21 protein-coding genes are annotated in these 24238 nt (G+C 42.7%); 10 read left to right on the top strand and 11 right to left on the bottom strand.

Features of this window, described 5'->3' with window-relative positions:
* Nucleotide 1: 1 nt before the first annotated feature.
* A complete protein-coding gene (locus MAS10914_RS32320) occupies nt 2-1537 on the bottom strand; it encodes a hypothetical protein (RefSeq protein ID WP_017318914.1) in 1536 nt (511 codons plus the stop codon).
* A 387-nt stretch (nt 1538-1924) separates the two neighbouring features.
* Between MAS10914_RS32320 and MAS10914_RS0126195 the strand changes: the two genes are divergently transcribed.
* The gene (locus tag MAS10914_RS0126195; protein WP_017318913.1) at nt 1925-2401 is read left to right on the top strand and encodes an MEKHLA domain-containing protein; all 477 of its coding nucleotides are present in this window, start codon (nt 1925-1927) and stop codon (nt 2399-2401) included.
* 152 nt (nt 2402-2553) lie between these two features.
* On the opposite strand, the gene MAS10914_RS0126190 is transcribed toward MAS10914_RS0126195, so the two are convergent.
* From MAS10914_RS0126190 to MAS10914_RS0126170, 5 genes are all read right to left on the bottom strand, one after another.
* A complete protein-coding gene (locus MAS10914_RS0126190; protein WP_017318912.1) occupies nt 2554-4719 on the bottom strand; it encodes a GumC family protein in 2166 nt (721 codons plus the stop codon).
* A 188-nt stretch (nt 4720-4907) separates the two neighbouring features.
* A complete protein-coding gene (locus MAS10914_RS0126185; RefSeq protein ID WP_017318911.1) occupies nt 4908-6281 on the bottom strand; it encodes a polysaccharide biosynthesis/export family protein in 1374 nt (457 codons plus the stop codon).
* A 151-nt stretch (nt 6282-6432) separates the two neighbouring features.
* The gene (locus MAS10914_RS0126180) at nt 6433-7137 is read right to left on the bottom strand and encodes a cyanoexosortase B system-associated protein (RefSeq protein ID WP_017318910.1); all 705 of its coding nucleotides are present in this window, start codon (nt 7135-7137) and stop codon (nt 6433-6435) included.
* Nucleotides 7138-7295: 158 nt separating this feature from the next.
* Complete coding sequence (gene crtB / locus MAS10914_RS0126175) at nt 7296-8189, bottom strand: cyanoexosortase B (RefSeq protein WP_017318909.1); 894 nt, start codon at nt 8187-8189, stop codon at nt 7296-7298.
* A gap of 72 nt (nt 8190-8261) precedes the next feature.
* Nucleotides 8262-9431, bottom strand: coding sequence for a DegT/DnrJ/EryC1/StrS family aminotransferase (locus tag MAS10914_RS0126170; protein ID WP_017318908.1), 1170 nt, complete (start codon nt 9429-9431; stop codon nt 8262-8264).
* Between the two features lie 831 nt (nt 9432-10262).
* On the opposite strand from MAS10914_RS0126170, the gene MAS10914_RS0126160 reads away from it, so the two are divergent.
* Entirely contained in the window at nt 10263-11780 is a 1518-nt protein-coding gene (locus MAS10914_RS0126160; protein WP_026082829.1) for a GAF domain-containing sensor histidine kinase, read from the top strand.
* Here MAS10914_RS0126160 and MAS10914_RS35960 read toward each other — a convergent pair.
* Nucleotides 11723-12004, bottom strand: coding sequence for a hypothetical protein (locus MAS10914_RS35960; protein ID WP_232224238.1), 282 nt, complete (start codon nt 12002-12004; stop codon nt 11723-11725). The two genes, MAS10914_RS0126160 and MAS10914_RS35960, sit on opposite strands and share 58 nt — an antisense overlap.
* Nucleotides 12005-12118: 114 nt before the next feature.
* Between MAS10914_RS35960 and MAS10914_RS0126155 the strand changes: the two genes are divergently transcribed.
* Nucleotides 12119-13543, top strand: coding sequence for an IctB family putative bicarbonate transporter (locus MAS10914_RS0126155; protein WP_017318905.1), 1425 nt, complete (start codon nt 12119-12121; stop codon nt 13541-13543).
* A 166-nt stretch (nt 13544-13709) separates the two neighbouring features.
* Here MAS10914_RS0126155 and MAS10914_RS0126150 read toward each other — a convergent pair whose 3' ends face one another.
* Nucleotides 13710-13997 carry a WGxxGxxG family protein gene (locus MAS10914_RS0126150; RefSeq protein WP_017318904.1) on the bottom strand — a complete coding sequence of 96 codons (288 nt, stop codon included), beginning with the start codon at nt 13995-13997 and terminating at the stop codon, nt 13710-13712.
* Between the two features lie 415 nt (nt 13998-14412).
* On the opposite strand from MAS10914_RS0126150, the gene smpB reads away from it, so the two are divergent.
* The 5 genes from smpB (at nt 14413) to MAS10914_RS0126125 (ending at nt 18874) form a co-directional block, all read left to right on the top strand.
* On the top strand, nt 14413-14880 hold the full coding sequence (gene smpB / locus MAS10914_RS0126145; RefSeq protein ID WP_017318903.1) for an SsrA-binding protein SmpB: 468 nt from the start codon (nt 14413-14415) through the stop codon (nt 14878-14880).
* A 118-nt stretch (nt 14881-14998) separates the two neighbouring features.
* Nucleotides 14999-15718 (top strand): rhomboid family intramembrane serine protease, encoded by a 720-nt coding sequence (locus tag MAS10914_RS0126140; protein WP_026082828.1) that lies wholly within the window; start codon nt 14999-15001, stop codon nt 15716-15718.
* Nucleotides 15719-15883: 165 nt separating this feature from the next.
* Complete coding sequence (locus MAS10914_RS0126135; protein ID WP_017318901.1) at nt 15884-16561, top strand: rhomboid family intramembrane serine protease; 678 nt, start codon at nt 15884-15886, stop codon at nt 16559-16561.
* A 130-nt stretch (nt 16562-16691) separates the two neighbouring features.
* Nucleotides 16692-17798: a peptidylprolyl isomerase gene (locus MAS10914_RS0126130; protein WP_033366566.1), complete on the top strand. Its 1107-nt coding sequence runs from the start codon at nt 16692-16694 to the stop codon at nt 17796-17798.
* Between the two features lie 653 nt (nt 17799-18451).
* Entirely contained in the window at nt 18452-18874 is a 423-nt protein-coding gene (locus MAS10914_RS0126125; protein ID WP_026082827.1) for a response regulator, read from the top strand.
* An 18-nt stretch (nt 18875-18892) separates the two neighbouring features.
* On the opposite strand, the gene MAS10914_RS0126120 is transcribed toward MAS10914_RS0126125, so the two are convergent.
* Nucleotides 18893-19072 carry a hypothetical protein gene (locus MAS10914_RS0126120; RefSeq protein WP_017318898.1) on the bottom strand — a complete coding sequence of 60 codons (180 nt, stop codon included), beginning with the start codon at nt 19070-19072 and terminating at the stop codon, nt 18893-18895.
* A gap of 502 nt (nt 19073-19574) precedes the next feature.
* On the opposite strand from MAS10914_RS0126120, the gene uvrC reads away from it, so the two are divergent.
* Together uvrC and MAS10914_RS35955 are read left to right on the top strand one after the other, a co-directional pair.
* Nucleotides 19575-21452, top strand: coding sequence for an excinuclease ABC subunit UvrC (gene uvrC / locus MAS10914_RS0126115; RefSeq protein ID WP_017318897.1), 1878 nt, complete (start codon nt 19575-19577; stop codon nt 21450-21452).
* 814 nt (nt 21453-22266) lie between these two features.
* Complete coding sequence (locus MAS10914_RS35955) at nt 22267-22446, top strand: replication restart DNA helicase PriA (protein ID WP_033366562.1); 180 nt, start codon at nt 22267-22269, stop codon at nt 22444-22446.
* Nucleotides 22447-22497: 51 nt separating this feature from the next.
* Here the strand turns inward: MAS10914_RS35955 and rlmN are convergent, their stop codons facing one another.
* Entirely contained in the window at nt 22498-23580 is a 1083-nt protein-coding gene (gene rlmN, locus MAS10914_RS0126110; RefSeq protein ID WP_017318895.1) for a 23S rRNA (adenine(2503)-C(2))-methyltransferase RlmN, read from the bottom strand.
* A gap of 100 nt (nt 23581-23680) precedes the next feature.
* Nucleotides 23681-24034 carry a phenylpyruvate tautomerase MIF-related protein gene (locus MAS10914_RS0126105; protein ID WP_017318894.1) on the bottom strand — a complete coding sequence of 118 codons (354 nt, stop codon included), beginning with the start codon at nt 24032-24034 and terminating at the stop codon, nt 23681-23683.
* Between the last annotated feature and the right edge of the window lie 204 nt (nt 24035-24238).

The following is a 24238-nucleotide window of genomic DNA, read 5'->3' as shown; positions in this document are numbered from 1 at the left end:
GTCACTTCAAAAAGTGCATCAACTCTGACTGATTCGCGGCTGTTGCTTGCTCTACTGAGTCAAGCACCTCGCGTCGTAGTTGGGTGCGCTCGCTACTTGCGGCGCTGGGCTTTGCCCAATCGCCTGTGAGGGCGCTAGGCTCCGCGTCATCGCCCAACTGTTGAAATTCCTGCCAAATTTGCCCTCGCACGTCTTGTAAAAAGATTCGCCATTCACTCTCCACATCTCTAGCACGAAGTATGCAATCTATAAATTCTTCTACAATTGCATAAATCGCTTGGCTTGGTTCGCACAGCAACTCTTTCAAAGCTTTTTCACACTTACTAACAGTTTCTGCATAAGCTATCTTAAGATTAAGCAGCACTTGTTCAGCAGAGGGCGACGCGGAAACCTTCAGCGTTGCAGGCTCGTTTGGAGTCAGTCCATTTAAATGTTTGCGAATGCGGTGCTGTAATAATCCCCGGTAAGTCAGATCAAACTGAGCTAGCGTTTGAAATCCATACTTCAGTTGACTTGGTATCCCTGGTATGAGTTCATCGGGTATTTGCACAGCGATCGCTTCGATAAATTCAGTTCCTTTAGTTTCTGTTAGTCTTCCTAAATGTCCCTTTTCTATCAGAACCTGTGCCACTTGCGATTTTACTTTGTCAAGCGATCGCTGCAAACCACTATCTAGTAACAACAGATGTTTCGATAAATGGGCGCGGATTTCATTGAGGTATTTTTCGTATACAAGTGCGTAGCTCTTTTCTAAACAAAAGCGCTGTTCTATTTCTTGAATTGACGGAATTCCTGTATCACTTCGACAAGTTTGCAAAGTAACCTCTAATTGCTTCTTAAAGTCTATATCAACTGCTTCTCGCTTTTTCTTTTGCTCAAGGAGCAGTTTCTCCAGACTATTTGTCACATCCGACCAAAGTTCTTGAAATTTTATCTCGAACAGCGCAAACCTATGAACATCATCATGGGTTGCTAAATCTAAAGCCTTACTAACTTTCTCTAACTCAGGGTTAACTTGGTTTTGAAGTAAAGTCAATTCCTGTTGGCACAACAAGGCGTATTTATAATCTAAATCAGTCATTTTTTCCTTTAGGTAATCAACAACTCGTTCAAGAACTTTGTTAGCTTCTTGGGTATTGGCGCAATTAGCTGTTACGCACTCAACAATATTGATATCTTTGTTTGCAATGTCCTGCGCTAGTCCAGTTAAATTCTGTAGTAGCCGACTCTTTCCTTGCTTTGCTTGTCCAACGACTCCAATATTAAGCGTCTTATGGCAAAAGCGCTCTTTGAGTTTAACCAAAGCCTCTAGTTCAGTATTAATGCTTAACTGTAGTGTAGCAAAATCGATTTCTCCCAAAATTCTAGCCACATTTGGGTCATCAACTCGTTTAAGCAACTGATTACGATGTTTTTGAAGCTGCCGAAGTACTGAATCAAGAGATTGCAGTTCCGCCTCTACACCTGCTATTTTTTCAGCTACGGGAAGGCGCTTTTCAAGAATCTTGGTAATGCTCCCAGTCTTATTTGTATTCATTTAACTGCGTATTTCACCCTTATTCAGTATATCTCTAATGTTTTACCAAAGCGATACATACAGAAAATACGAAAATATACTTGTATTTCTATTAAGTAGAGGTTAACATTTGATATCATCTGAGATTCCTAGTACAGGACGGCAGAAATAACTAGACAGTTAGAAATAGGTTAAAACCCTGGTTATGTAAGTCTTTCTGACTCCTGAGTTCTGTGCCTCCTAGGTCGGAACTGCGTTAACGCGCAGCGTGCCCGGAGGGCATATTCTGAGTTCTGACTCCTAGCATTAGTGATATTTTTCCCCATCTAATCAGCAAAATTAACAATCTTGTATAAAGAAACGGTAAAATAGCGCAGGTTCTGATGCTCATTTGAAACGCTGATGCTTATGGACAGCGAGACACAACTTCCTTGGCAGCAAGAGACAGTGATTTGCCACAGCCAACGCCTAATGCAAAGTTTTCAGTATTGGACGGGGTTTTCTTTATTAGATGCTAGCGGTTCACCTGAGGAAATAGCGCAAGGACTGTTTGATGCACCGTTTGTTTTAGCTTCTCACGGCACCGAGCCAGATCCAATACTTAACTATGGTAATCGTAGGGCGTTGCAACTATGGGAGCTTTCTTGGGAGGAATTTACCCAAACGCCTTCTCGTCAGACAGCTCAAGAGGTCGTGCAGGAAGAGCGTAATAGACTATTATCTGATACGGCAACCAAAGGTTTTAGCAATTTTTCTGGAGTCCGCATCACGAGTACTGGTAAGCGCTTTGAGATCCAAGACGGTATCCTATGGAATGTTATCGGTGAGGATAATCAATTGTTTGGTCAAGCAGCTGTCTGCTCAAAATGTAAATTTCTTACATGAAGTGAAAAAATTTTGGTTTCCTGCTAACTGCGTTAAATCTAACGGTTCTCGTTTGAGTGGAATACAAATCTTGTGGGATGGGCTGTTAGCCCGTCCCATCTGACAATTAAACGTTATTGTAGTACAATAGCTAACGCTAACACTCCTACTACCTATCTCCTAACTCCATTTGCAACTGCTTGCGATTCTTCCTCAGGTGGAGAGTTTGGCGATTCTACAAATGACGGAGGCAGAGAAATGGTAATATCAGCACCGTTAATAATAGTTCCCAACAATCCTAGGTCAGATTCACTCAATTGCTCGATCGCTTCACTGAGCATATTTTCTTGTGTGTAGTTTGGTCTTGTCACCAGCACAATGCCATCGCTATAAGGTTGGATTAACAGAGCGTCGTTCGATAGGCCTAAAGGAGATGTGTCTAAAATTACCAAATCAAAACGCTCGCGCACATCCTCCATGAGCCGCCGCATTTCACTTGATTCAAGAATTGCTGCTGATTGACGTACAGGACCAGGGCTGGGAAGAATGTATAAATTTTCTATATCTGGCACTATGCGAATACACTCACTCAAGCTGGCATAATAACGCAGAGGTTCAACTGTGGCATCGGGGTCGGAAGTCACTCTGAGTGATGAAGAGTGAGAGGGCGATCGCAAATCTGTTTCCACAATCAAGGTTCGTTTGCCTGCACGGGCAGATGCTATTCCTAAGTTATAAGCACTGACAGTCTTACCTTCAGAACTGCTGGTGCTGGTAATCAACACCACCTTCAAGTTTTTCCCACCAATGCGACGCACATTACTGCGGAACTTCTCATAAAATTCCAGATAGAAAGACTCAACAGAAAGCACCACTGGCACTTCACCTGGGAGCAAACCATCCACAGGCATCAAAGGCACTTCGCCCAACAGAGGAACTTCTCGTTGTTTGAGGCTGTCTCTGATATCTTCCTTGGTTTTGAAGGTTCCTTCCAGCGACCCCAGCAAAAATATAACTCCGCCACCAACTAATAATCCTAGTAAACTGCCTACGCCTAAGGTAATAGGCACACTTAAACGCTCTTTGACGTTCTCAATCGCTATTGGTGGTCTAGCAATACCGAGACTGCTGACTGTTTCCGCTTCTGCTGTTCTAGCATCGGTGAGCTTCACTTGCATTTGGTCATAGACCGCTTTTTTAAGTGCCACCTCCTGTTCTAAACGCGATCGCTCCAATTGCTTATTGGGTACTAGAGAATATTCCCGACGCAATCGTGCTTCTTCTTGCACTATGTCAGTGAGTTGCTGTTGCAATGTCTCGCGCTGAGTTTGCAAAGCCACCATCTGGTTTGCCAGCTGCTGTCGGGCTGGATCTAGGTTACTTCGGGAGCGAATTGCCACAGTTGCGGGAAGTGGTGCTGCTCCATCCTCGCCGCCTACAACCTCACCGCCACGTTGGCGCAGTAAGGTCTCATAGGCTTCTTTCTGACGCCGCAACTGAACCATTGTCGGGTGTTCAGGACGCAGGTCTTTTCTAAAAGCTTCAATTTGGGATTCAGTTTGGTAAATTTGCGTTCGCAAGGTAGCAATAATCGGATCGGCGCTCAAAGCAGAAGAAACATAAGCTTGGTTGACGTTTAAACCCAACTTTTCTTGGAGACTGCGAATTTGGGCATCAATTCCAGAAAGGGTGAATTGAATTTGCCGTTGCTGTACTTGGCTCCCAGTAATTGCGTTGAGCAAACTTCCATTTTCTGCCGCCAATATTGCTGGTCGTTCTCTGCGGTCGTACAGTTCTAGCTTCCGCTCTGCAACTTGCAGTTCTTGTTTAGCCTGGGGTAAGCGTTCGTTAACTTTGCTAATAATTGCTTTTAATCGCCGTGTATTAATCTCCGCACTCAACTGTATCATTGCTTGCATCAATTCCTGCAAGGTTTCTCTTGCTCGCTGGCGATCGCTATCCTGATATTTTATTTCAATGAGTGTGGATGGTGCTTCTCCAGTCTTAAGGTCTTTTTCCGGCATCGTGATCAGGACATTTGCACCTATCTTTTCTGGCTTAACTCTGACTTTAGCTGCAGCAGCATCAATGACTTGGTCTGATAGCAAAATATCCTGGCTCAGTTCCTGCCCTTGCTGATTAATTTCACTCCCTGTTGCGGAAAAAGAAACTGGTGGACGATTGTAGGTGAGTGCGCCGTTTGCTACGTATTTTGGGGAGGGTTCTGGTTGCAAAGCCACCACCATTGAACCCGCTACAACTAGACCAAAACTAGCTAGTCCAATCCATTTGTATTTATCGAAAGCAATGAGGTAGCGTTTAACAATCGGTGGAGTCATGGCACCTGCAAATAAAAACTAGGTATAAATTGGCTGTACTTATTATAAATTTTTGGTTTTCCTAAGCTTGGAATTATAAATTATTCATTATGAATGCTAAAAATTTTCACAATTCATAATTTATAGTTCATAATTTTTCCTTGTCTCTCTCTTCCCTTCTCTTGTAAAAAGGTTACAGGCACAACTTATCAGTCGTCATACAAATCAAAGAATTCGAGAAAGCTGCGAACATTGAAGAAAGGACGGGTAATTGTGCTGAGGAGATTAGTAATTTTAGCAATGAGGTTTCGACCTACTACGATAACATCGTTATCTTGAAGGGGCACATTTTGAGATACATCTCCTGCCAGTGCCTTTTTAGCATTGAGGACTTGCTTAACAGCTCGACCTCTTTCCGGATCAAAGCGAACTAGAGCTATTTCACTGAGGTTGGCACTCTCAGTATTGATTCCTGTCAATACGTCTATAAAAGTACTACCGTTAGGCAGAGGGACTGTGACAATCCCCCCACCGGCATAATTTAAAACCCTGATTCTAATTTGTGGTGTCGCTAAGGTTGAGCGAGCCACCAACGTACGGTCATAACTATCATCGTTAGCAAGTTCCCGACGCGGCACAATGACTGCATCGCCATCCTGCAAGCGTAAGTTAGGTATTTCACCCCCATTTTGTAATGGAGTATACAAGTCCACAGTCTGTGAAACCACAGAGCCATCAACCAGCTTCCGACGGACTTGTACTTGCCGTAGGTCTGCCATCATTGCAGAACCACCTGCTAAGAATAACGCATCACTTACACGAGGCGTTGCTGAACCAACGGGATAAATTCCCGGTCGATTCACTTCCCCACTAATAGTGACTTGAACTGGTCGCTGTCCTGTTAGTGATACTGACACAACTGGGTCAACTGAAACGCGGCTTAAACCCAAGCGGATTTTTTCTTGCGCTTCTTCCAAAGTCAATCCTTGTAGCGATACTGTCCCCACTTGCGGCACGACTATGTTGCCTTCGGGGTTAATTTGAGCCGAAAAATTGAACTCCGGACGCTGCCCGACGAGTGACAATGTCACAATTGGATCGACCACAAAACGATTAAAGCCCGAGCGAATTTTTTCTTGTGCTTGTTCCAGACTCAAACCTTGTAGTGATAATGTTCCCAGCAACGGCACAGCAATGTTTCCTTCTGGGTTGATTACGGTTTGAAAGCTTAAATCTGGGAAGCGTAAAACTGAGACTGCAATTGCATCTCCTGGTCCTAAGAGATAGCGACCAGGCGGACGCTGAACCAAAACATTAACGACATCACCTGGTCCCAAGAGGTAGCGGTTCAATTGAGGCGACATCCCTTCTTGAGCACCTGGAGCTACAAAATCAGCACTACCAGGTGGAGGCGCGGGAGGTCGTATGAGAGGCAATTGTTCTTTTGGAGTACTAGGCAGCGCAGGAGTCTTTTGTGGCGGTTGTTCCCGGTTTGGTATCTGAGCAACAACGGGTTGAACGATTGTTACCAAAACAACACCCACATGAAGACCAGCAGAAGACAGGGCGTTAAATACACGCATACGACAACCAGGAACTATAGACACTGGCACTATTATTAGAAAATGTAAAGTACCAATAGAAATATAATTTTACTCTACTTAAGAGGCAGAATCTTACCTTTTTTATTGCCGAATTTTACTTTTTTTTATAGAAACCCATCAGTGAACGGCTCTACAAAGGACCTGTCATTAAAGCAGTTTGCACTGTTTGACCAACAGACTTAGCCTCATTCCAAGTTTTTTCCACCTGCCCCAATGGCTCCATAGGAATAAGAACACTAACAGCAACCCAAGGAGCACGTTTTTTATGCCACTGTGCGAGCTGATCTACTACGAACCACGGTAAAGGTGATGAATTACCACCATTGAACCAAGCATACCATTGCAAGACAGCGAAGGTCTGCTGATTGGTTGAGCCACGAAAGAACCTAGCTTCTACCTTTGTTTCAGTATTTGACCCCGCTCCTTGTGGTTGTTTAACGGTAAAATTAGCAGACCGATACTGAGCAACCTGCCACTGCCAAAAGCTGTTGATTTCCGTCCACTCCACAGGCAGGTCTCTAGATCCTGTTTGCGGCAGCAAAAGCACAACTGCTTTGGTTTGGTCGCCTTGTTTGTGAATCACCTGGTAAGACCATTTGCGTCCTCCTATCTCTTGTTGGCGCTGTTCAATGGTTTGCCAACCGGGAAGGGTCAACCCTTTTTGACGTAAATGCTTCAACTCTTTGATACTAGTTATTCGTGGGGGTTCCCGCCATTCCCAGCGTCCTGTTAGGTAACCAGGAGTCGCTCCTATAACCAACAGTAGTAACAGCAACAAAAGCGCTACTACCTGAGAAAACTGGCGCTCCTTAAGAAACTTGGAAAAGGAAATCATCGGTGAAGTCTACTGTACTTAGGCAAAATTTTACTTGCAAAATGAACATCATGAAACCAGTAATATTGACATTTTGCCTTGAGAAAAGTAGACACTAAAGCCTCAGTGTAGAGACGTTGCATTGTAACGTCTCTACATCATCAGAGATTTTCACTTGCCTAACCTTCACCTTCGGGCTGAATTTCTGAAACTTCTGAAAAAGATTTATCAATCCAATTCAAAGTAGGCACCAATGAAAGCAGCATAATAGCAGAATATAAGTCTCCACCCCAACCATCATGCAGCCAATGAAAAGCCCCCTCTTGTCCTGTGCCATGAAAGAAGGAAAGTAATGTGTTGCGAACAATATTGGCGGAAACGCTAATTAAGACTGCAATAGATAAAAACCAAAGACTTTTGCGCCGGGAAGACAATGCATCTGTCCAATAAAGTAGCATCAAGCCAACGTAGAGAGTCGTGAATAGCATTTTCAGCCCTGCACAGTAGGGCGCAACTTCTACAATTCTTCCTCCTACGTATATATTTATCCCATCGACAATGACTTGCATACCAAGTTGACTAAGTATGAAGCCAGCAGTACCCGCGATAAAACTTTGGAGAGGTAACGTGTAGGGAGTGATGAGGTAGGGGACTGATGTTGGGGTTGCTAAAAGCACCAGTATGAGGGGGAATCCTTGCAATTTTAAGCCAGGAATTCCCTTAAACCATAGGCATAATCCTGCCAACATAGCTGGAAAGGAAATGTTGACCCACTCGCTGACACCGCTTAGATAAAAAATTCCTGCCACAGCTAACAACACAATTCCCAAGGGATGGGAAGTATTTGGCAGTCTTTGCCACTTTTTTCGGTTCATCCAGCATAGATAGCCAGCAAACGGTAGACCAATAATACCGTGGCTAAAATATTCGTGTTCTATACTGATACTTTTTTTGACCCAACCTTCCCACCAGTGCAGCAACAGAGGAGCATAAAGCAGCAGCAAAATACCTAATATAGCTAGGCTAATCAATTGTGAAGTGTTTGTATTTTTAAATTGACGCTGAATTTGCATGACTTTTTTTAAATAAATTATGAATTATGAATTTATGAGTATTACTCTAATTCATAATTCAGTATTTATCATTCATAATTTTTTCAAATGGACACTCAATGCATCTTGTTCAGCACTGAGGCTTGATGCAATCGCCGCCACCACTTCCTTGACTTGGCTATGACTCAAACCAGGATACATGGGTAAGGATAAGATTTGCTTCGCCAGCACTTCTGCATTGGGAAAGTCCCCGACTTGATAGCCTAGGTGGGTGAATGCTGGTTGGAGATGACAAGGAATTGGATAGTGAACGCCAGTTTGAATTCCTGCTGCTGCGAGTTCTTCTTGGAGTTGCTGTGGTTGTACGGCACAAGAATCATCTACTCTAATGACATAAAGATGATAAACGTGTCCCTCACCGCTGTGGTTTTGGATGGGAGTCATCCCGCTTGATGCTAAGGGCGCTAGTTCAATATCGTACTGCCCTGCAGCATTGAGGCGATCGCGATTCCACTGTGGTAGATATGGTAATTTCTGGTGCAACACCGCTGCTTGCATTGTGTCTAAGCGGCTGTTGGTACCTGATTCAACGTGAATATATTTTTGGGCTGCGCCGTAATTCCGCAAGCGTAACATTTTTTGGGCGACGTCTGGATCTCGCGTGACTAACATCCCTCCGTCTCCGAATGCCCCCAAATTCTTGCTGGGATAGAAACTAAAAGCTGCTGCTATTCCCACTGAACCAGCGCGATATCCTTCCCGTTCGGCTAGGTGTGCTTGTGCAGCATCTTCAAAAATCAGCACTTTAAAAGCGTCGGCAAAGTCTAACAACTGCCGTGGTGATACCATCTGACCGTAAAGATGCACGGGAATAATCGCTTTGGTTTGAGGCGTCACTGCCCGCGCTGCTGCTTCTAAATCAATTAAAGCTGTTTGTGGATCGCAATCTACGAAAATTGGTTTTGCCCCAGCACGTATCACCCCAATCAAAGTGGCAACAAAGGTGTTTGCTGGCAAAATCACCTCATCTCCAGGACCAACATGACAGGCTTGTAGACCAAGAGCGATCGCATCAGTTCCCGAGGCAACACCAACTCCATATTCTGCACCAGATGCTGCGGCAAAAGCTGCCTCAAAATCTTTCAGTGCTTGCCCTAAAACGAAATCCCCCCGTTCTATTACCGTCTGGATTGCCTGTTGTATTTGAGTTTGAATTGGTTGGTGTTGTAACTTAAGGTCTACAAAAGGAACCCTAATAGTCATATTGTTCATTCTTAGGCAAGCCCCTAGTCTTTAATGTCAAAATGCTTTTTTCAAGTCGCTAATCTATTCTTGACTAATTACTAAAAATTAGGCAAAAATTTCTGATGAAGAAATAGTAAAGTTTCTATTAATTTTTCTCTTGTTTTTCTTAGTATTTGACTTTTTTTTAGTTTTGCATTGCTGAACAGTTCTCCCTGTCGGAATTTCTTAAATTTTCAATACTTAAAATTGGAGAAACTTGTTCTCTTTATTTCCAAGTTAATTATGAATGACTGATTTTGCAAGATTAACTTCTTGCTAGAAATAGCAACAGTAAATATGAATTTTCATGCAATTCTAAATAAGATGTCAGATGTATAGACGCACAATTTCTTATCCACACATCAGCAGAGCAAACGTTTTCTGTTTATTCGCAAAATTATGTTACCCAGATTCAATCCCAAACTAACGCCGCTCTGGTATAAAAACGTAAAACTCAGAATTATTTTCATAAATAACTGGCGTCATGACTTGTTGAAGCAAGGTCATAGCTTCTAGCATAAAATAGTTACCTACGAATAGGTGGAATCCTCTACTACCTGCACCTATTCCAAGTAGAACGCTAAGTCATTGCGACCAGAAGGGATTCAGCACTAGCCAATCTCTTGATGAAAGAGCGGAAGTGAGAGGACAGTATTTTCCGGGATATCTCAAAACTTACATGAGAAAAAATTTTTACTTCCATCTTGTTCATTCCAGATCAAAGTGGGGAATCCTGAAGGATAGTAAATAACCCAAAAAAAGCGGTTATATGAATCACAGTATCGAGAGATTATTAAGGTAGTGATGGCAATGGTAGAGCCGGAAAACAAAGTGTTTGCCCTAAAGGATAGTTGGGCTTCCCAGGAAACAAGAGAACAACAACGTCTCAAGGCATTGTCTGACTTTGGTTTGCATCAACTAGAGACGATTCCAGTTTTTGAAGAAGCGACTCAAACTGCTGCCCACTTCTTGGAATCGCAAATTTGCATTTTGGGATTTGTAGATCAAGAACGCCACTGGTTCAAATCATCTGTAGGCTTATCTAAGCTCCGAGGAGGAATAATGAATCAGCTGGCGCAAAGCCGTGAACTACCACGCTGGGAATCCTTTTGCACCAAGGTCGTAGAGAGTTGGCAAACATTGGTAATTAATGATACACACAACCTGACTGGCGCAGACAGTTCCGCGTATAGCAAGTTGGTTCACGATTATGGCATTCGCGCTTACTTGGGAGCGCCACTGTTTGATGCTTCAGGGCATTGTTTGGGTACATTGGCAGTCATGGATATAAAACCACGCGATTTTACAAATAAAGACATTGAATTGTTACAAATCATAGCTCGTTGGAGCATGAGTGAATTTGAGCGTAACCGTCTGTTGCAAGCAAACCCAAGCAGCAACATCCCTAGGAGTGCTTCTAACTGGTCACTCAAGGATGTCAATACTAGTGAAATCAGAATTAGCCCAGCTACTTTACAAAAAGAGTTAGTTCCTACCAACCAACTAAAACTGGAACTGTTAGAACAACTTATTCAGGAGTTACGTACCCCTTTAACATCTGTGCTAGGTATGGCTAGTGTGTTGGGACGTGAGATTTATGGTCCCTTGACAACTAAGCAGAGAGAATATCTAGAGATTATTCAACACAGCGGTCGGTACTTACTTTCGTTAGTCAACGCAATTTCTGAGATGGGGACAATGGAGGAAAACCCGACGGAGTTAAATCTAGCTCCTGTAGATATTGAAATGCTCTGTCAACAGGCTATCAATACTTTAGAAGAAGCAGCCAACCGCCGCGAACAAGATATTCGCTTGTCTGTAGAACCAGGGCGCAATCGCATTTGGTCTTTAGATAAAGACAAGGTGCGACAAATCTTGTATCACCTCGTTTTCAGCGTGATTCAGCTTTCTGCGACAGGTAGTGTTGTTCGCATTCATGTTTCTTACAAAGACGATACACTAAACATCACAATTTGGGTATCACATCCTTGGCTGGGTGACGGTATCACCGAAGTTGACCCCTACTTTCGCCTCAGTAATACACCACCATTGCTCAAGCTCATAGGTGCTATCTCAAGTCATAATGGTCATTTGGAGAACCAAGAGCCAGCAGGGGACTTATCAGCCAAACTGGATAAGTCAAGCGGAAATTCAACTAAGCCGCATGGTCATCTTTCTCGTGAAAGCTTGGGTCTGTTACTAAGCTGTCATCTGGCAGAGTTGCATGGTGGACAAATTGCTATTCAAGGTTCATCAGAATCAGGATATCGTTATGTGCTGAGTTTGCCACTGAATTTGGGCACAGTAGAAGCCGTGAGCGATGGCTGACTCAGGTTGACTTGCGTGGATGCCCGACTACAAACTACAGCGGTTTGCAACTGGGTAAGGTACAAAAAGAAATAAAGAACCACAGATGGACACAGATGGACACAGATGTAGGCGTAAGCCGTGCCGTAGGCTATTTGTACTTCATCCAATTGAATTGCGCTGTAGCTGTGTTCAATTAGCATCGACGGCAAATTGTTCAAATGATGAGCAATGGCTGATGGCAATTATCCATGAGTGAATAATAAGAAGCAACCTGCGTTGTGAACTTTTGGAAATCCCCAGATTATCATTAAGTCGAAGTTCTACGCGGGAATGCTAATTAATCACAGCTTGGTATTATGAATTTAGTTTGGCAACGATTCACTTTATCCTATCTGCCTCTGAGAGAATATCTTGGCACAAGTTACCTGCACCGCTCTCTAGTAGGGCTGTTGCATTCCTGGCGGCAAAGCAGCCTATTGATGCAGTGGGGAGAAACAATAGCGGCTGTTTTACTCAGCCTGGTCTATGCTTTTGCACCTTTTGTCCCCAATGACCTATTGGGATTGTTCCTGATAGCTTGTGCAGGATTCTGGCTGCTGTTAACTTTATCAGATGAAACAACACCAAATGCCCTAAATGTTACCCCCATTCACTTGCTGATATTGCTTTATTGGGGAATTGCTACCGTAGCGACAGCATTGTCACCTGTGAAGAAGGCAGCGTTGACCGATTTGAGGAATTTCACACTCTATTTGCTCTTGTTTGCCCTGTGTGCTAGGGTTTTGAGGTCGCCCCGTTTTCGCTCTTGGCTAATTGCGCTGTACTTGCACATATCCCTAATTGTGAGCGTCTATGGATTGCGGCAATGGTTTTTTGGAGCGCCAAGTCTGGCAACTTGGGTTGATCCAACATCTACTTTATCAAAGACGACAAGGGTTTACAGTTATTTAGGCAATCCCAATTTGCTGGCTGGGTATCTTCTGCCTGCGGTGATTTTAAGCATAGTCGCAATTTTTGTATGGCAAAGCTGGTTCAAGAAAGCATTGGCATTAACCATGTGTGTTGTTAATGGTTCCTGCCTGGTTCTGACTTTTAGTCGTGGGGGGTGGATTGGGCTAGTGGTTGCAGTTCTTATCTTAATAGGGTTACTGTACTACTGGTGGAGCGTGCAAATGCCTCCTTTTTGGCGCACTAGTTTGCCTTTGATTCTTTTGGCTAGCTTGACTGGGGTATTGGTGCTGTCTGTGCTGTTTGTTGAACCAGTACGCGAAAGGGTTTTCAGTATTTTTGCTGATAGAAAAGATAGCAGTAATAACTATCGCAGGAATGTGTGGACTGCTGTTTTCCAAATGATTCACGATTATCCAATTCTCGGTATTGGACCTGGTCACAATGCCTTTAATAAAATTTACCCTCTTTATCAACTTCCCCGTTACAGCGCTTTGAGCGCCTATTCAATTTTCTTGGAGATAGCTGTTGAAACTGGCTTTGTTGGTTTAGCCTGTTTCTTGTGGTTGGTGATTGTGATATTTAATACGGCTTTGCTACAACTGCGACGGTTACGAGAACTCAAAAGTGCAGATGGATTTTGGCTAATTGGCGCGATCGCTGCCCTAGCAGGTACGCTTGCCCACAATTTGGTTGATACTGTCTGGTTCCGTCCTGAAGTCAATACTGTATGGTGGCTGATGGTTGGCTTAGTTGCCAGCTATTACAAATCTTTACCCCAAGGTCGAGCCAGAGAATATAATTCTCCTAACCCAGAACCTACAGTTAGCTAACTTTTGTCTACAATAGTTAAGGACAGTCTTTGCTACATTAGACTGTCCTTAGCTTGATGGTCGTACAATTAAGCTTTAGATATCTACATATAAGCCTTAGATATCCAGTCTAAGGCTTTGCGTCTTTTCGTTGTTTCATCTCGTCCGCATTGACTAGATACTAGGATTATTCTCTGTAGCCAGTGGTGCCAACAGCATTGGGGTCACGATAGCGAGTTGGTTCTTCGTTGCGCTTTCTACCAGCCAAACCAGCCAAACCAAGCAAACCAAGTAATCCTAACCAACCCCAATCAAAATTATTGTCATCAGCAGTTCTTGTTTCAGTTGTTGTGCCAGGAGCAGTGGTAGCTCCGGATTCAGTTGTAGTCTGAGCAGAAGCAGGTACAGTGAAGGGCAATGCCATGCTTAGAGCAATAACGCTGGTGCCAATGACTTTAGTTAATTCACGTTTCATGATTTAAGTTCCTCAACCCTTTGGAGTTCACTCACCACTCTACCCAATCTGTACAAAAACAAAATCATTCTGCGGCTATAAAGTCTGCATTTAATAGACTCACACTCAAGAGGTACAAACTTATCTCAACTTTTATAGAAAAGAAATACTGAGTCTGTATTTGTTAAGATTTTTTGATTTTCTAGAACACACCATCAATTAGGTAGAAGAGGAAGATGAGTGTTTTTAAATAAGCTACAACTATTGTAAAAGTTTAATTAACAATACAAACAAGCTAAAACAGTACAAAAAAGCTAAATTAGTAGGATAACACTGAAATTCAGTTGAACATTTCTGGCGGTTTAATATCCACACATAATTCACAATCTCTCATAAACTATCTTTTCTAACACATTAGACGTACGTATAATTCTCGATGAGTGACAAGAACGAAGGTTACAAAGTTGTTAGCGACAATCGTCAAGCCCGTTATTTATACGAAATTCTCGAAACCTACGAAGCTGGTATTCAGTTGACAGGAACCGAGGTCAAGTCAATTCGTGCGGGTAAGGTTAATCTCCAAGATGGGTATGCCTTACTGCGTGATGGCGAAGTATGGCTGATTAACGCGCATATCTCCCCGTACACTGCTAGTGGGCAGTATTTCAACCATGAACCGCGCCGCACGCGCAAGCTGCTACTACATCGCGAGCAAATTCGCAAACTCATTGGCAAAGTAGAACAACAGGGTTTGACTTTAGTACCCTTGAAGATGTACCTCAAGCGCGGCTGGGTGAAAGTCAGTATAGCTCTTGCCAAAGGTAAAAAAATCCATGACAAGCGCGAAGACATTAAAAAACGTCAAGACCAGCGTGAGATGCAACGGGCGATGAAGAGTTATTAGTGCTGAGTATTCTTTTTTTGCACTCAAAACTGTTTTAAATCCTGCCACAGGTTAGAAGAAACGACATGAAAAATTAGGTAGTGTGAGGCTGGTTCCTCAAAAATCGGAAAAAACGCCTGTGGTTCCTATCAGAGATGATAATCCTATAACAATCACGCCTTATGTCACTTATGGGCTGATTGCTGCCAATGTCTTGGCTTTTCTTTACGAAGCAAGTCTGCCTCCGCAACAATTAGAAGGATTTTTACACCTTGCGGCTGTGGTTCCACGAGAACTCACTGCTAGTTTTGCGGGGATTTCAGTTCATCAGCCAGTCCCTGAATGGGTAAGTTTGATTACTTCCCAATTTTTGCATGGTGGTTTACTGCACCTGGCTGGTAATATGTTGTTCCTATGGATTTTTGGTAACAACGTAGAAGACAGATTGGGGCATATCAAATATTTGTTTTTCTACATAAGTTGCGGTGTTTTGGCATCACTAACCCAGTGGTACTTTTCACAAGGGTCTTCAATTCCTTCTTTAGGGGCTAGTGGTGCGATCGCTGGAGTTATGGGGGCATACATTCTGAGATTTCCCCAAGCGGAAATTCTCGGCGTAATACCCTTAGGGTTTTTCTTCCCCACCTTCCGTGTCCCAGCATTCTTCTTTCTGGGATTTTGGTTTATCCAGCAAGCTTTATACGGAGTCGCCAGTCTAGAAACACCTACTAATATTGGCATGGAAAATGGCGGTATCGCCTACTGGGCACATGCAGGTGGTTTTGTATTTGGGGCAATTCTTGGTCCAGTGCTGGGGTTATTTAGCGACAAACCAAGGGAAGAACCTTGGTACAGTTAGTACAAAGCAAGTGCCACGAATAGGGCTGGCACTTGTTTGTTATGAAGTTTGCCAAATATAGGTTTCTCATTGCAGCTTACAGCAGTCGGTGAAATTTCTTTTGATTTAGCAACTGCCAGCCCCACAAGATATATTGCAGTTAATCAGTGATGAGGAAAAACACCTGTGTTTCCCCTGTACGACGAAAACCCAACACGAATCACCCCATTTCTTACCTATGGGTTGATTGGCATGAATGTTTTAGTTTTTTTTCATGAACTTAGTCTGCCAGATGCACAATTAGAGCAGTTTTTCCATCTGTATGCCGTAGTACCACGAGAGTTAACTAACAACTTGGCTGGGGAGTGGACGACTTTATTTACATCGCAATTCTTGCACGGCGGTTGGTGGCACTTAATTTCAAATATGGTGTTTCTCTGGGTTTTTGGTAATAACATTGAAGACCGCTTAGGTCATTTGAAATACCTGATTTTTTATCTGGGTTGCGGTGCCCTAGCAGCCTTATGTCAGTGGGTAATAGGTATCAATTCTGCGATTCCATCCTTGGGGGCAAGCGGTGCAATTTCTGGAGTTTTAGGTGCTTACATCATTCGCTTTCCCCATGCAAGAGTGATGTCATTTGTCTTTTTAGGTTTTTTCTTTACCACAATTAGAGTTCCTGCACTGCTACTCATTGGGATTTTCTTTATCCAAAATGTCATCTCCGGTCTTGCTAACCTCCAAGCAGCTGCCAACATGAGTGTGGAGACAGGCGGAGTTGCTTACTGGGCACACATTGGCGGCTTTGTGTTTGGTGTGATTCTCGGTCCGGTGTTGGGGTTATTTAGGCGCGACGATTATTAGGGAATTGAGGCGAGGACACGTCTTTAATGAGTGCAACTTGATATAAGCGCGAAAGTGCTTCCTGTACTGTGGGAAGATTATTGTTGGGTTACGCCCAGTCAAGAGTTTGATGCTGCGTTTGAGCCATCCCATGTTCAAAATATTGAAATCCTGGCTGAATAACAGCCTAATTGCACTACTGCTGGTAACTCTATTTTTAGGAATAAGTACTGCTGGGTGGACTCCCGCTAGTAGCGCCGCGCTACCAGCCGGGAATGCTATTACTGACGGCAGATCTCTATTGCAGTACGCACTCCCTATAGATAATAAACCTGTGCGGCAACTGCAAGCTTCTTTAGAGGACATCTCCACCCAGCTGCGGGCAAATCGACGCTGGGGTGCTGTTTCCAAAGACCTTAGTAAAGCATCGCGGATTCTCGATAAACCCTCCCAACTTCTAGCAAGTGTTCCAGAAGAACGCCAACCCCAGGCTGAGGCTGTGATTGCTGAGTTAAAATCCGGTGTGAATGCCCTGCAAGAAGTCGTTAAAAGCAAAGATAAAGAACAAGTTCGGGAGCAACGTACCCATTTACTGAGTCTGGTTGGCAAACTAGAACAGTCAATGGTGAAGGAATTTCCCTTTGAAGTGCCAGCCGAATACAGCAATTTACCTCAACTTAAAGGTCGTGCCACTGTGGAGGTGAAAACTAACAAAGGCAATCTCACCGTTGTTGTAGACGGCTATAGCGCCCCTGTTACCGCTGGGAATTTTGTTGATTTGGTGCAACGGGGTTTTTATAACGGCTTAGAATTTACCCGTTCTGAAGAATCCTACGTCCTGCAAACTGGAGATCCACCAGGCAAGGATGTGGGTTTTATTGACCCAAAAACCGGTAAATACCGTGCCGTTCCCTTAGAAATTCTTGCTCAAGGCGACAAAGAACCTACTTACGGCATTACCTTAGAGGATGCTGGTCGTTACACTGATTTACCAGTTCTGCCTTTCTCTGCTTTTGGTGCTGTGGCGCTGGCGCGTCCTGAACGTGAAGTGAACGGTGGTTCTTCGCAAATATTCTTCTTCCTGTTTGAACCAGAACTCACTCCAGCAGGACGCAACTTGTTGGATGGTCGCTACTCCGTTTTTGGCTATGTCACTGAAGGAAAAGAGGTTTTGGATGAACTGAAGGCGGGTGACAAAATTGAATCGGCAAAAGTCATTCAAGGGGCAGAAAATTTAGTTGAGCCGAACGTGGCATAAGTCGCTATCAGCTTACTGTACCAGTAGACGCCCTCTATGGGCCAATACCGTTCAGATAAGACCAAAACAGTTATCAGCACGGCAATGTAGAGACGCGCCATGGCGCGTCTCTACACCTCACCGAATCTCACCAAAAATCCTTAACTGAACCGTATTGCTCTATGAGCGTCTACAACAATGAACAATTAGCTTTTGTGATGATAGCTGATACCTTGAGTTACTGAGAAACCTGCGGCGAACATCTGCTTGAGGGTGCTGCACTCCCTTGCAATCGCCAATTCTAGAAAGGCGTGACGCAAATTGTGTTGGCGTTTCTCAATAAACCTATTATAGTTGACATAATATAAAACTCCTATACATCAATTTTTATTTAAGAAATTAAGTAATTTAACAATACAATTTGTAAATTATTAAAAATTAAGCCACCAATACAAATATTTAAAGCTAGGTTCAAGAAAGTTGGAAGTTTTGACGTAGTTTCTCTTCTAGATTAATATTATTATACATATGTGTTGTTTTATTGAAAGTTAGTTTTTTCATATTTTTATATAAAGAAGACAAGGCAAATTTGTATTACTTTAACAAAATATCTGCCCAATAATTTTGGATTCTGGTAATCATCATTGGTTCTTAACCTAAAACTCTATGTAGAAATGATAGCAAAATTACTTACTGTAGAGCAGCAAGTCCATTCACAATCAACTAGACGAATTTTGCTAATTGAAGACAATGATGTCAATAGAATGTTGCTGAGTGATTATCTCAGATACTGTAGATACTCTGTTCAAAGTTTGCCAGGAGCTTCTAATTTTTTTAGAACCATAGATAAGTTCAAACCAGAACTAATATTACTAGACTTAAAATTACCGGATGTTGATGGTTATTCGCTACTAGAACAAATCCAGCAGAAACCAGATCTTTCAAAGATACCTGTTATCGTAGTTTCAGCCTTTGCTTTCAAAGCAGATCAGGAAAGAGCCATGAGATTAGGGGCTTGTCGCTACTTTGTTAAACCCGTCAATCTCACGAATCTTATCCTAGCAATTGAAGAAGAGCTTGCTGGTCTTCAACTATAAACTCTACTAAGCATACAATTATTCCAGGTTTTGCGTATTAATATACTCTTCAACAGTTTGACTTAGGCTTTGTACATAACTGCCAAGCAGGGAAATCGTATTTTGTACTTGCGCTAATAGCAGAATTGCTGTTTGTAGCTCATTTAGAGCTTCATCCATGTTGTTACGATACTGGGACTCAAATTCTTGTAAATTCATTCTTGACTCCGATAATCAATAAATCTAATCCATTTAACATGAATGTAAATCATAAAGTTCCTTGGAGAAATCCGTTAAACCTCTTAAGATTTTATGCTTACTTGTAGCTAGAGAATATTCGTAATATTCCTGCTTCTAAACCAGGAAGTATAATAATTTCATATAAGTAAGTAGATATTTTTGATAAGATAGAAAAATGAAAATATTGTTAAATAAGTAAGAAGATAAAAGCAAATGAAGCAAGATAAATAAATAAAAGAAGCAAGAGTAAATTTTAAATAAAGTGGTTTATAAAAGAAAAATTAACTTAGGGTAGCTATCTTGAATGTAAACGTAAATACATCAAACGAGTGTGGAAATTACCCCTAATTCACTGTTGACTAAGAGCTAAAGAATCAAACTAGGTGACTTCCCATTGGGAAAATGTGAAATCAAGAAAAAATAACAGTAAATTTACTTAAAATAGATATAGGTAAATTTGTAAAATTACCAAACACTGGTTGTGACAACATCTGCTCAAACAGTACCACTAGTCAAAGATCCAGAACGCCTGGAGCGCCGACTACAAGAAATTCCGCCGGAACCAGGAGTTTATTTGATGCGGGATGGAAGCGATCGCATCATATATATAGGTAAATCGCGGAAGTTGCGATCGCGTGTTCGTTCCTATTTCCGAGACTCCCAAAGACTAAGCGAACGTATCGCCACGATGGTTAAGCAGGTGACAGAAATTGAATTCATTGTCACCGATACCGAAGCGGAAGCTTTGGCGCTGGAAGCAAACCTCATTAAGCAGCACCAACCCTATTTCAACGTCCTGCTTAAGGATGATAAAAAATATCCTTACGTTTGCATTACATGGTCAGAAGATTATCCGCGTATTTTTATCACTCGTAAACGTCAATTAGGGAAAGAAAAAGATAAATTCTACGGACCTTATACCGATTCTCGGCTGTTGCGGGAGATATTGCGCTTGTGCAAGCGGATCTTCCCTTTGCGACAACGTCCTCAACCGCTGTTCAAAGACCGTCCTTGCTTGAATTATGATTTGGGACGCTGTCCGGGTGTGTGTCAAAAGCTGATTTCACCAGAGGAATACCGCAAAATCGTGCAAAAAATAGCGATGGTTTTCCAAGGTCGAACTCAGGAACTCATAGACATCCTAACCGAGCAAATGCACAAAGTAGCAGAAGAACTGAACTTTGAGTCAGCAGCACGCATTCGCGACCAAATTGCTGGGTTAAAGTCGCTGACTGCTGACCAAAAAGTCTCTTTACCAGATGATACAGTGTCCCGCGATGCGATCGCCCTTGCAGGGGACGAACAACTCGCCTGTATTCAATTATTCCAGATTCGCGCTGGGCAATTGGTAGGACGCCTTGCTTTCGTCGCAGATGCTCATGCTGAACCTGGTGCTATCTTACAACGAGTGTTGGAGGAGCATTATCAAACTGCTGACTCGGTGGAAATTCCCGCAGAGATTTTGGTACAGCACGAATTGCCAGATGGGGAGATATTAGCGGATGTTTTGACTGGGCGCAAGGGAAGAAAAGTCACGATTTTGAATCCTCAGCGACAAGTCAAGGCAGAATTAATTGAGATGGTGGAGCGAAATGCTCAGTATGAATTGCAAAGAATGCAAAAATTGGGCGATCGCAATCAAGAAGCCATGCACGATTTAGCTACCATTCTCGATTTACCCGACTTACCCCACCGCATCGAAGGTTACGACATTTCCCACATCCAGGGTTCAAATGCAGTTGCTTCGCAAGTCGTGTTTGTTGACGGTTTACCCGCCAAGCAGCACTATCGCCATTACAAAATTAAAAATCCCACAGTCACAACGGGACACTCAGACGATTTTGCTTCTCTTGCTGAAGTTATCCAGCGTCGCTTTCGCAAGTATGCGGAAGATCCGCAATTACAGCGAGTGGGAAATCCCGATTGGCCCGACCTGGTTATGATAGATGGTGGTAAAGGTCAGTTATCATCGGTTTTCGCAGTCTTGCAAGACATGAATTTATTGGAAGATTTGCGAGTTGTGAGTTTGGCAAAACGGCGAGAAGAGATTTTTTTGCCGGGAGAGTCCGAACCACTGGAAACTGACGCAGAACAACCCGGAGTGCAACTTTTGCGGCGCTTGCGAGATGAAGCGCATCGTTTCGCCGTGAGTTTTCACCGACAACAGCGTAGTGATAAATTGAAGCGATCGCGTTTAGATGAAATTCCAGGCTTGGGACACCATCGACAAAAGCAGCTTTTAGGGCATTTTCGCTCAGTTGATTATATTCGGCAAGCGACACCCACACAGATTGCTGAAGTTCCGGGTATTGGTCCGCGTTTGGCGCAGGAAATTTACGATTATTTCCATCCTTCTTGAACACAGGTGAGAAGTCAGGAGTCAGGAGTCAAGAGTCAGGAGTCAGAAGTCAGGAGTAAAATTGGCTCTGTGCCTGGCTTTTAGACAAAGCGCGTTGTACTTCATTTAGTTGCAATCTGCTGTAGTTGATCACGCTAATCTCTATGATTTGAATTTTTCCTTAAATTTTATTATTAGAGTTTCATCCCATTATTAACAATAAACAAAGATTAATAAAAGCTAAAAATTCATATTTTTTTACTAAGACTAAAGGTAGAGTTAGTTTTTAACTCATACTTTTTAGATACGCCTGTGAGCTAATACTAATGGCCTATGGAGTTCGTCTGCGGAGGTTTACTCTCTAGAAAAGAGTAGACGCTCTGAAAGTAGAGACTTAGCATTTAAAACAAACTGAGTTGCCGTAGCTGCATAAAAACTACATAAAAAGGGGATGAGAGTTGCTATTATCCGAGAATTATTGGGCTTTTCCCTGTTTGTTGCCAATATCTCGCTTTGAGAAAGCTTCTATAGCTTCGGCTAACATAAAATACAAAGTTGATATGACTATAAACTAGCTAATCTCAAAGGCTTATTCATTGGGATCAGGATATTTATAATTTGATTTGAATTAGTAAAAACAATTTATATATCTTTAGCTGGATAGCAGCAAAGCTAAAAACGAGGATAATAAAAAAACATAATTGAGTATAAATACTCGAAAATGTGTTAATTTAAGAGATAATAATTTATCACTTGTTAAATACCTTTAATCTCAAAGATTTTCAGGTTTAATTTGCGTTTTTTCAAAAAAATCATGAAAAACAAGGATTTGAAAATGCAGTTAGTACAAAAAATTCGCTGCCCAAACTGCGGTAGCGAAGGTGAAAGGCACTATTTATCTCAAAGTCAACTGACTCGCACGCAATGCCCAATCTGTGACTACTTAATGATTAGTTGTATGCGTACTGGTAGAGTGATTGAGGCTTATGCCCCAGGTATTCATGCAACAAGGTAAAAGTTAAAAGTAACAAGGTAAAAGTAGGAGAGAAATCTTTCTTTTGCCTTTTTACTTTTTACTTGCTCTAAGTTGTCCACAAGCGGCATCAGCTTCTAAACCACGCGAGTAGCGAACACTAACTGCAATTTTTTGCTGCTTGAGGACGTTGACAAAAGCTTGAATTTGGTTTTGGTTGGGGCGTTTGTAGTCAGCTTCTGTAATGGGATTGTAAGGAATCAAATTGACGTGGCTTTGGAATCCCCGTAGACGTTGCGCCAGTTCTAATGCGTGTTTTGGTAGATCGTTGACACCAGCAAGAAGAATGTATTCAAAACTCACGCGGCGTCCAGTCATTTCCACATACTCCCGACATTCAGCAAGCAAATCTTCTATAGGATAGGAGTGGGCGCTAGGAATGAGTTGTTCGCGCAGTGCTTGGTTGGGAGCATGGAGACTCACAGCAAGAGTGACTTGCAACTGATGTTGAGCAAATTGACGAATGCGATCGCGTATTCCAACAGTAGAGACAGTCAGGTTGCGCTGTCCAATACCCACATCTTTATTTAAAGATTTAATGGCTCCTATCAGATTATCTGTATTCAACAACGGTTCACCCATCCCCATGAACACTACATGGCTCACTCGCTGCTGGAAATCTTCCTGAACCGTCAACACCTGATCGACAATTTCATGGCGAGCAAGATTGCGCTTGTAGCCTCCTTTACCAGTAGCGCAGAAATCACACGCCATTGGGCAACCAACTTGAGAAGAAACGCAAACTGTCAGGCGCTTTTCTGTGGGGATACCCACACATTCAACAATTTGACCATCTGCTAGTTGTAAAAGATATTTAACAGTGCCATCGGGGGCAACAGAGCGGTAATGTATAGTTGAGCGCCCGATGGGAATTTCTGCAAGTTCTGCACGCCACTGTTTGGGGAAGACAGAGATATCCGAGAGACTACGCACTCCCTTTTGATAGATCCACTCGTGCAGTTGCTTTCCCCTGTAAGCTGGTTGTCCCTGATCATGCACCCAAGCCGTTAACTCCTCCAAACCAGCGCCTAAAAGCGGTGGAATAGAGAAGTTTGGTTGTTGCGGAATATGACTAGTTTTGGGGGAAGGGAGTACAGAGACAGACTTAGCAGACATGGTAGTTCAGAAATTCGCCTTGGATCTTTATGGTAGGCGATTCCTGCTCTTGTTGCCTGGGTTTGTGATTGCGGTTTCCAACACTCAAACAATCAAAAAATTAACCGAAAGTTGTACCATTCCAGCCCCACATTGCGCCTTTGGCATCAGCAAACTCTATATAGATGCGATTTTGAGGCACACCCAGCGCTTTGTTAATCTCTTGGCAAAAGTCCTGACTCATCGCCTGGGTTTGGTCTGGCTTCATTGTACCGACACTCTTAATCTCAATGTAACATACTGGATCTGTCGTACCGCCAAATGTCATAGGAACTCCTGCTTCAAAAGCCGTCATCATATAGGATTCTGGCTTTCCTGTATGCCTGGCTAGTTTAGCTGATAGGCTTTTGAGCATTGCTTCAACTTCTTCTCCAAGAGGAGCGGATACAGAAGTTTGGACTTTAATTAAAGGCATAATAACAATTCAAAATTCTCAATTTTGATAGTATCAATTACCCAGTTAATTTTATTAAGCTGCACGAGTAAGTAGGTGGACTTAATTAAATGTAAGATAAAACTTTTGTTCGTAGTGAGCGATTTATCGCTCTGTATAAGATTTTAAAGGGCTAAAGCCCTGACGCGCGAGTTTTTATTTAATTAAGCCCTTCTACTTACTTCC

Source organism: Mastigocladopsis repens PCC 10914, from assembly GCF_000315565.1.
Lineage (GTDB): Bacteria > Cyanobacteriota > Cyanobacteriia > Cyanobacteriales > Nostocaceae > Mastigocladopsis > Mastigocladopsis repens.
Note: the sequence above shows the minus strand (reverse complement) of the source record. Positions and strands in the feature narration are given on the sequence as shown.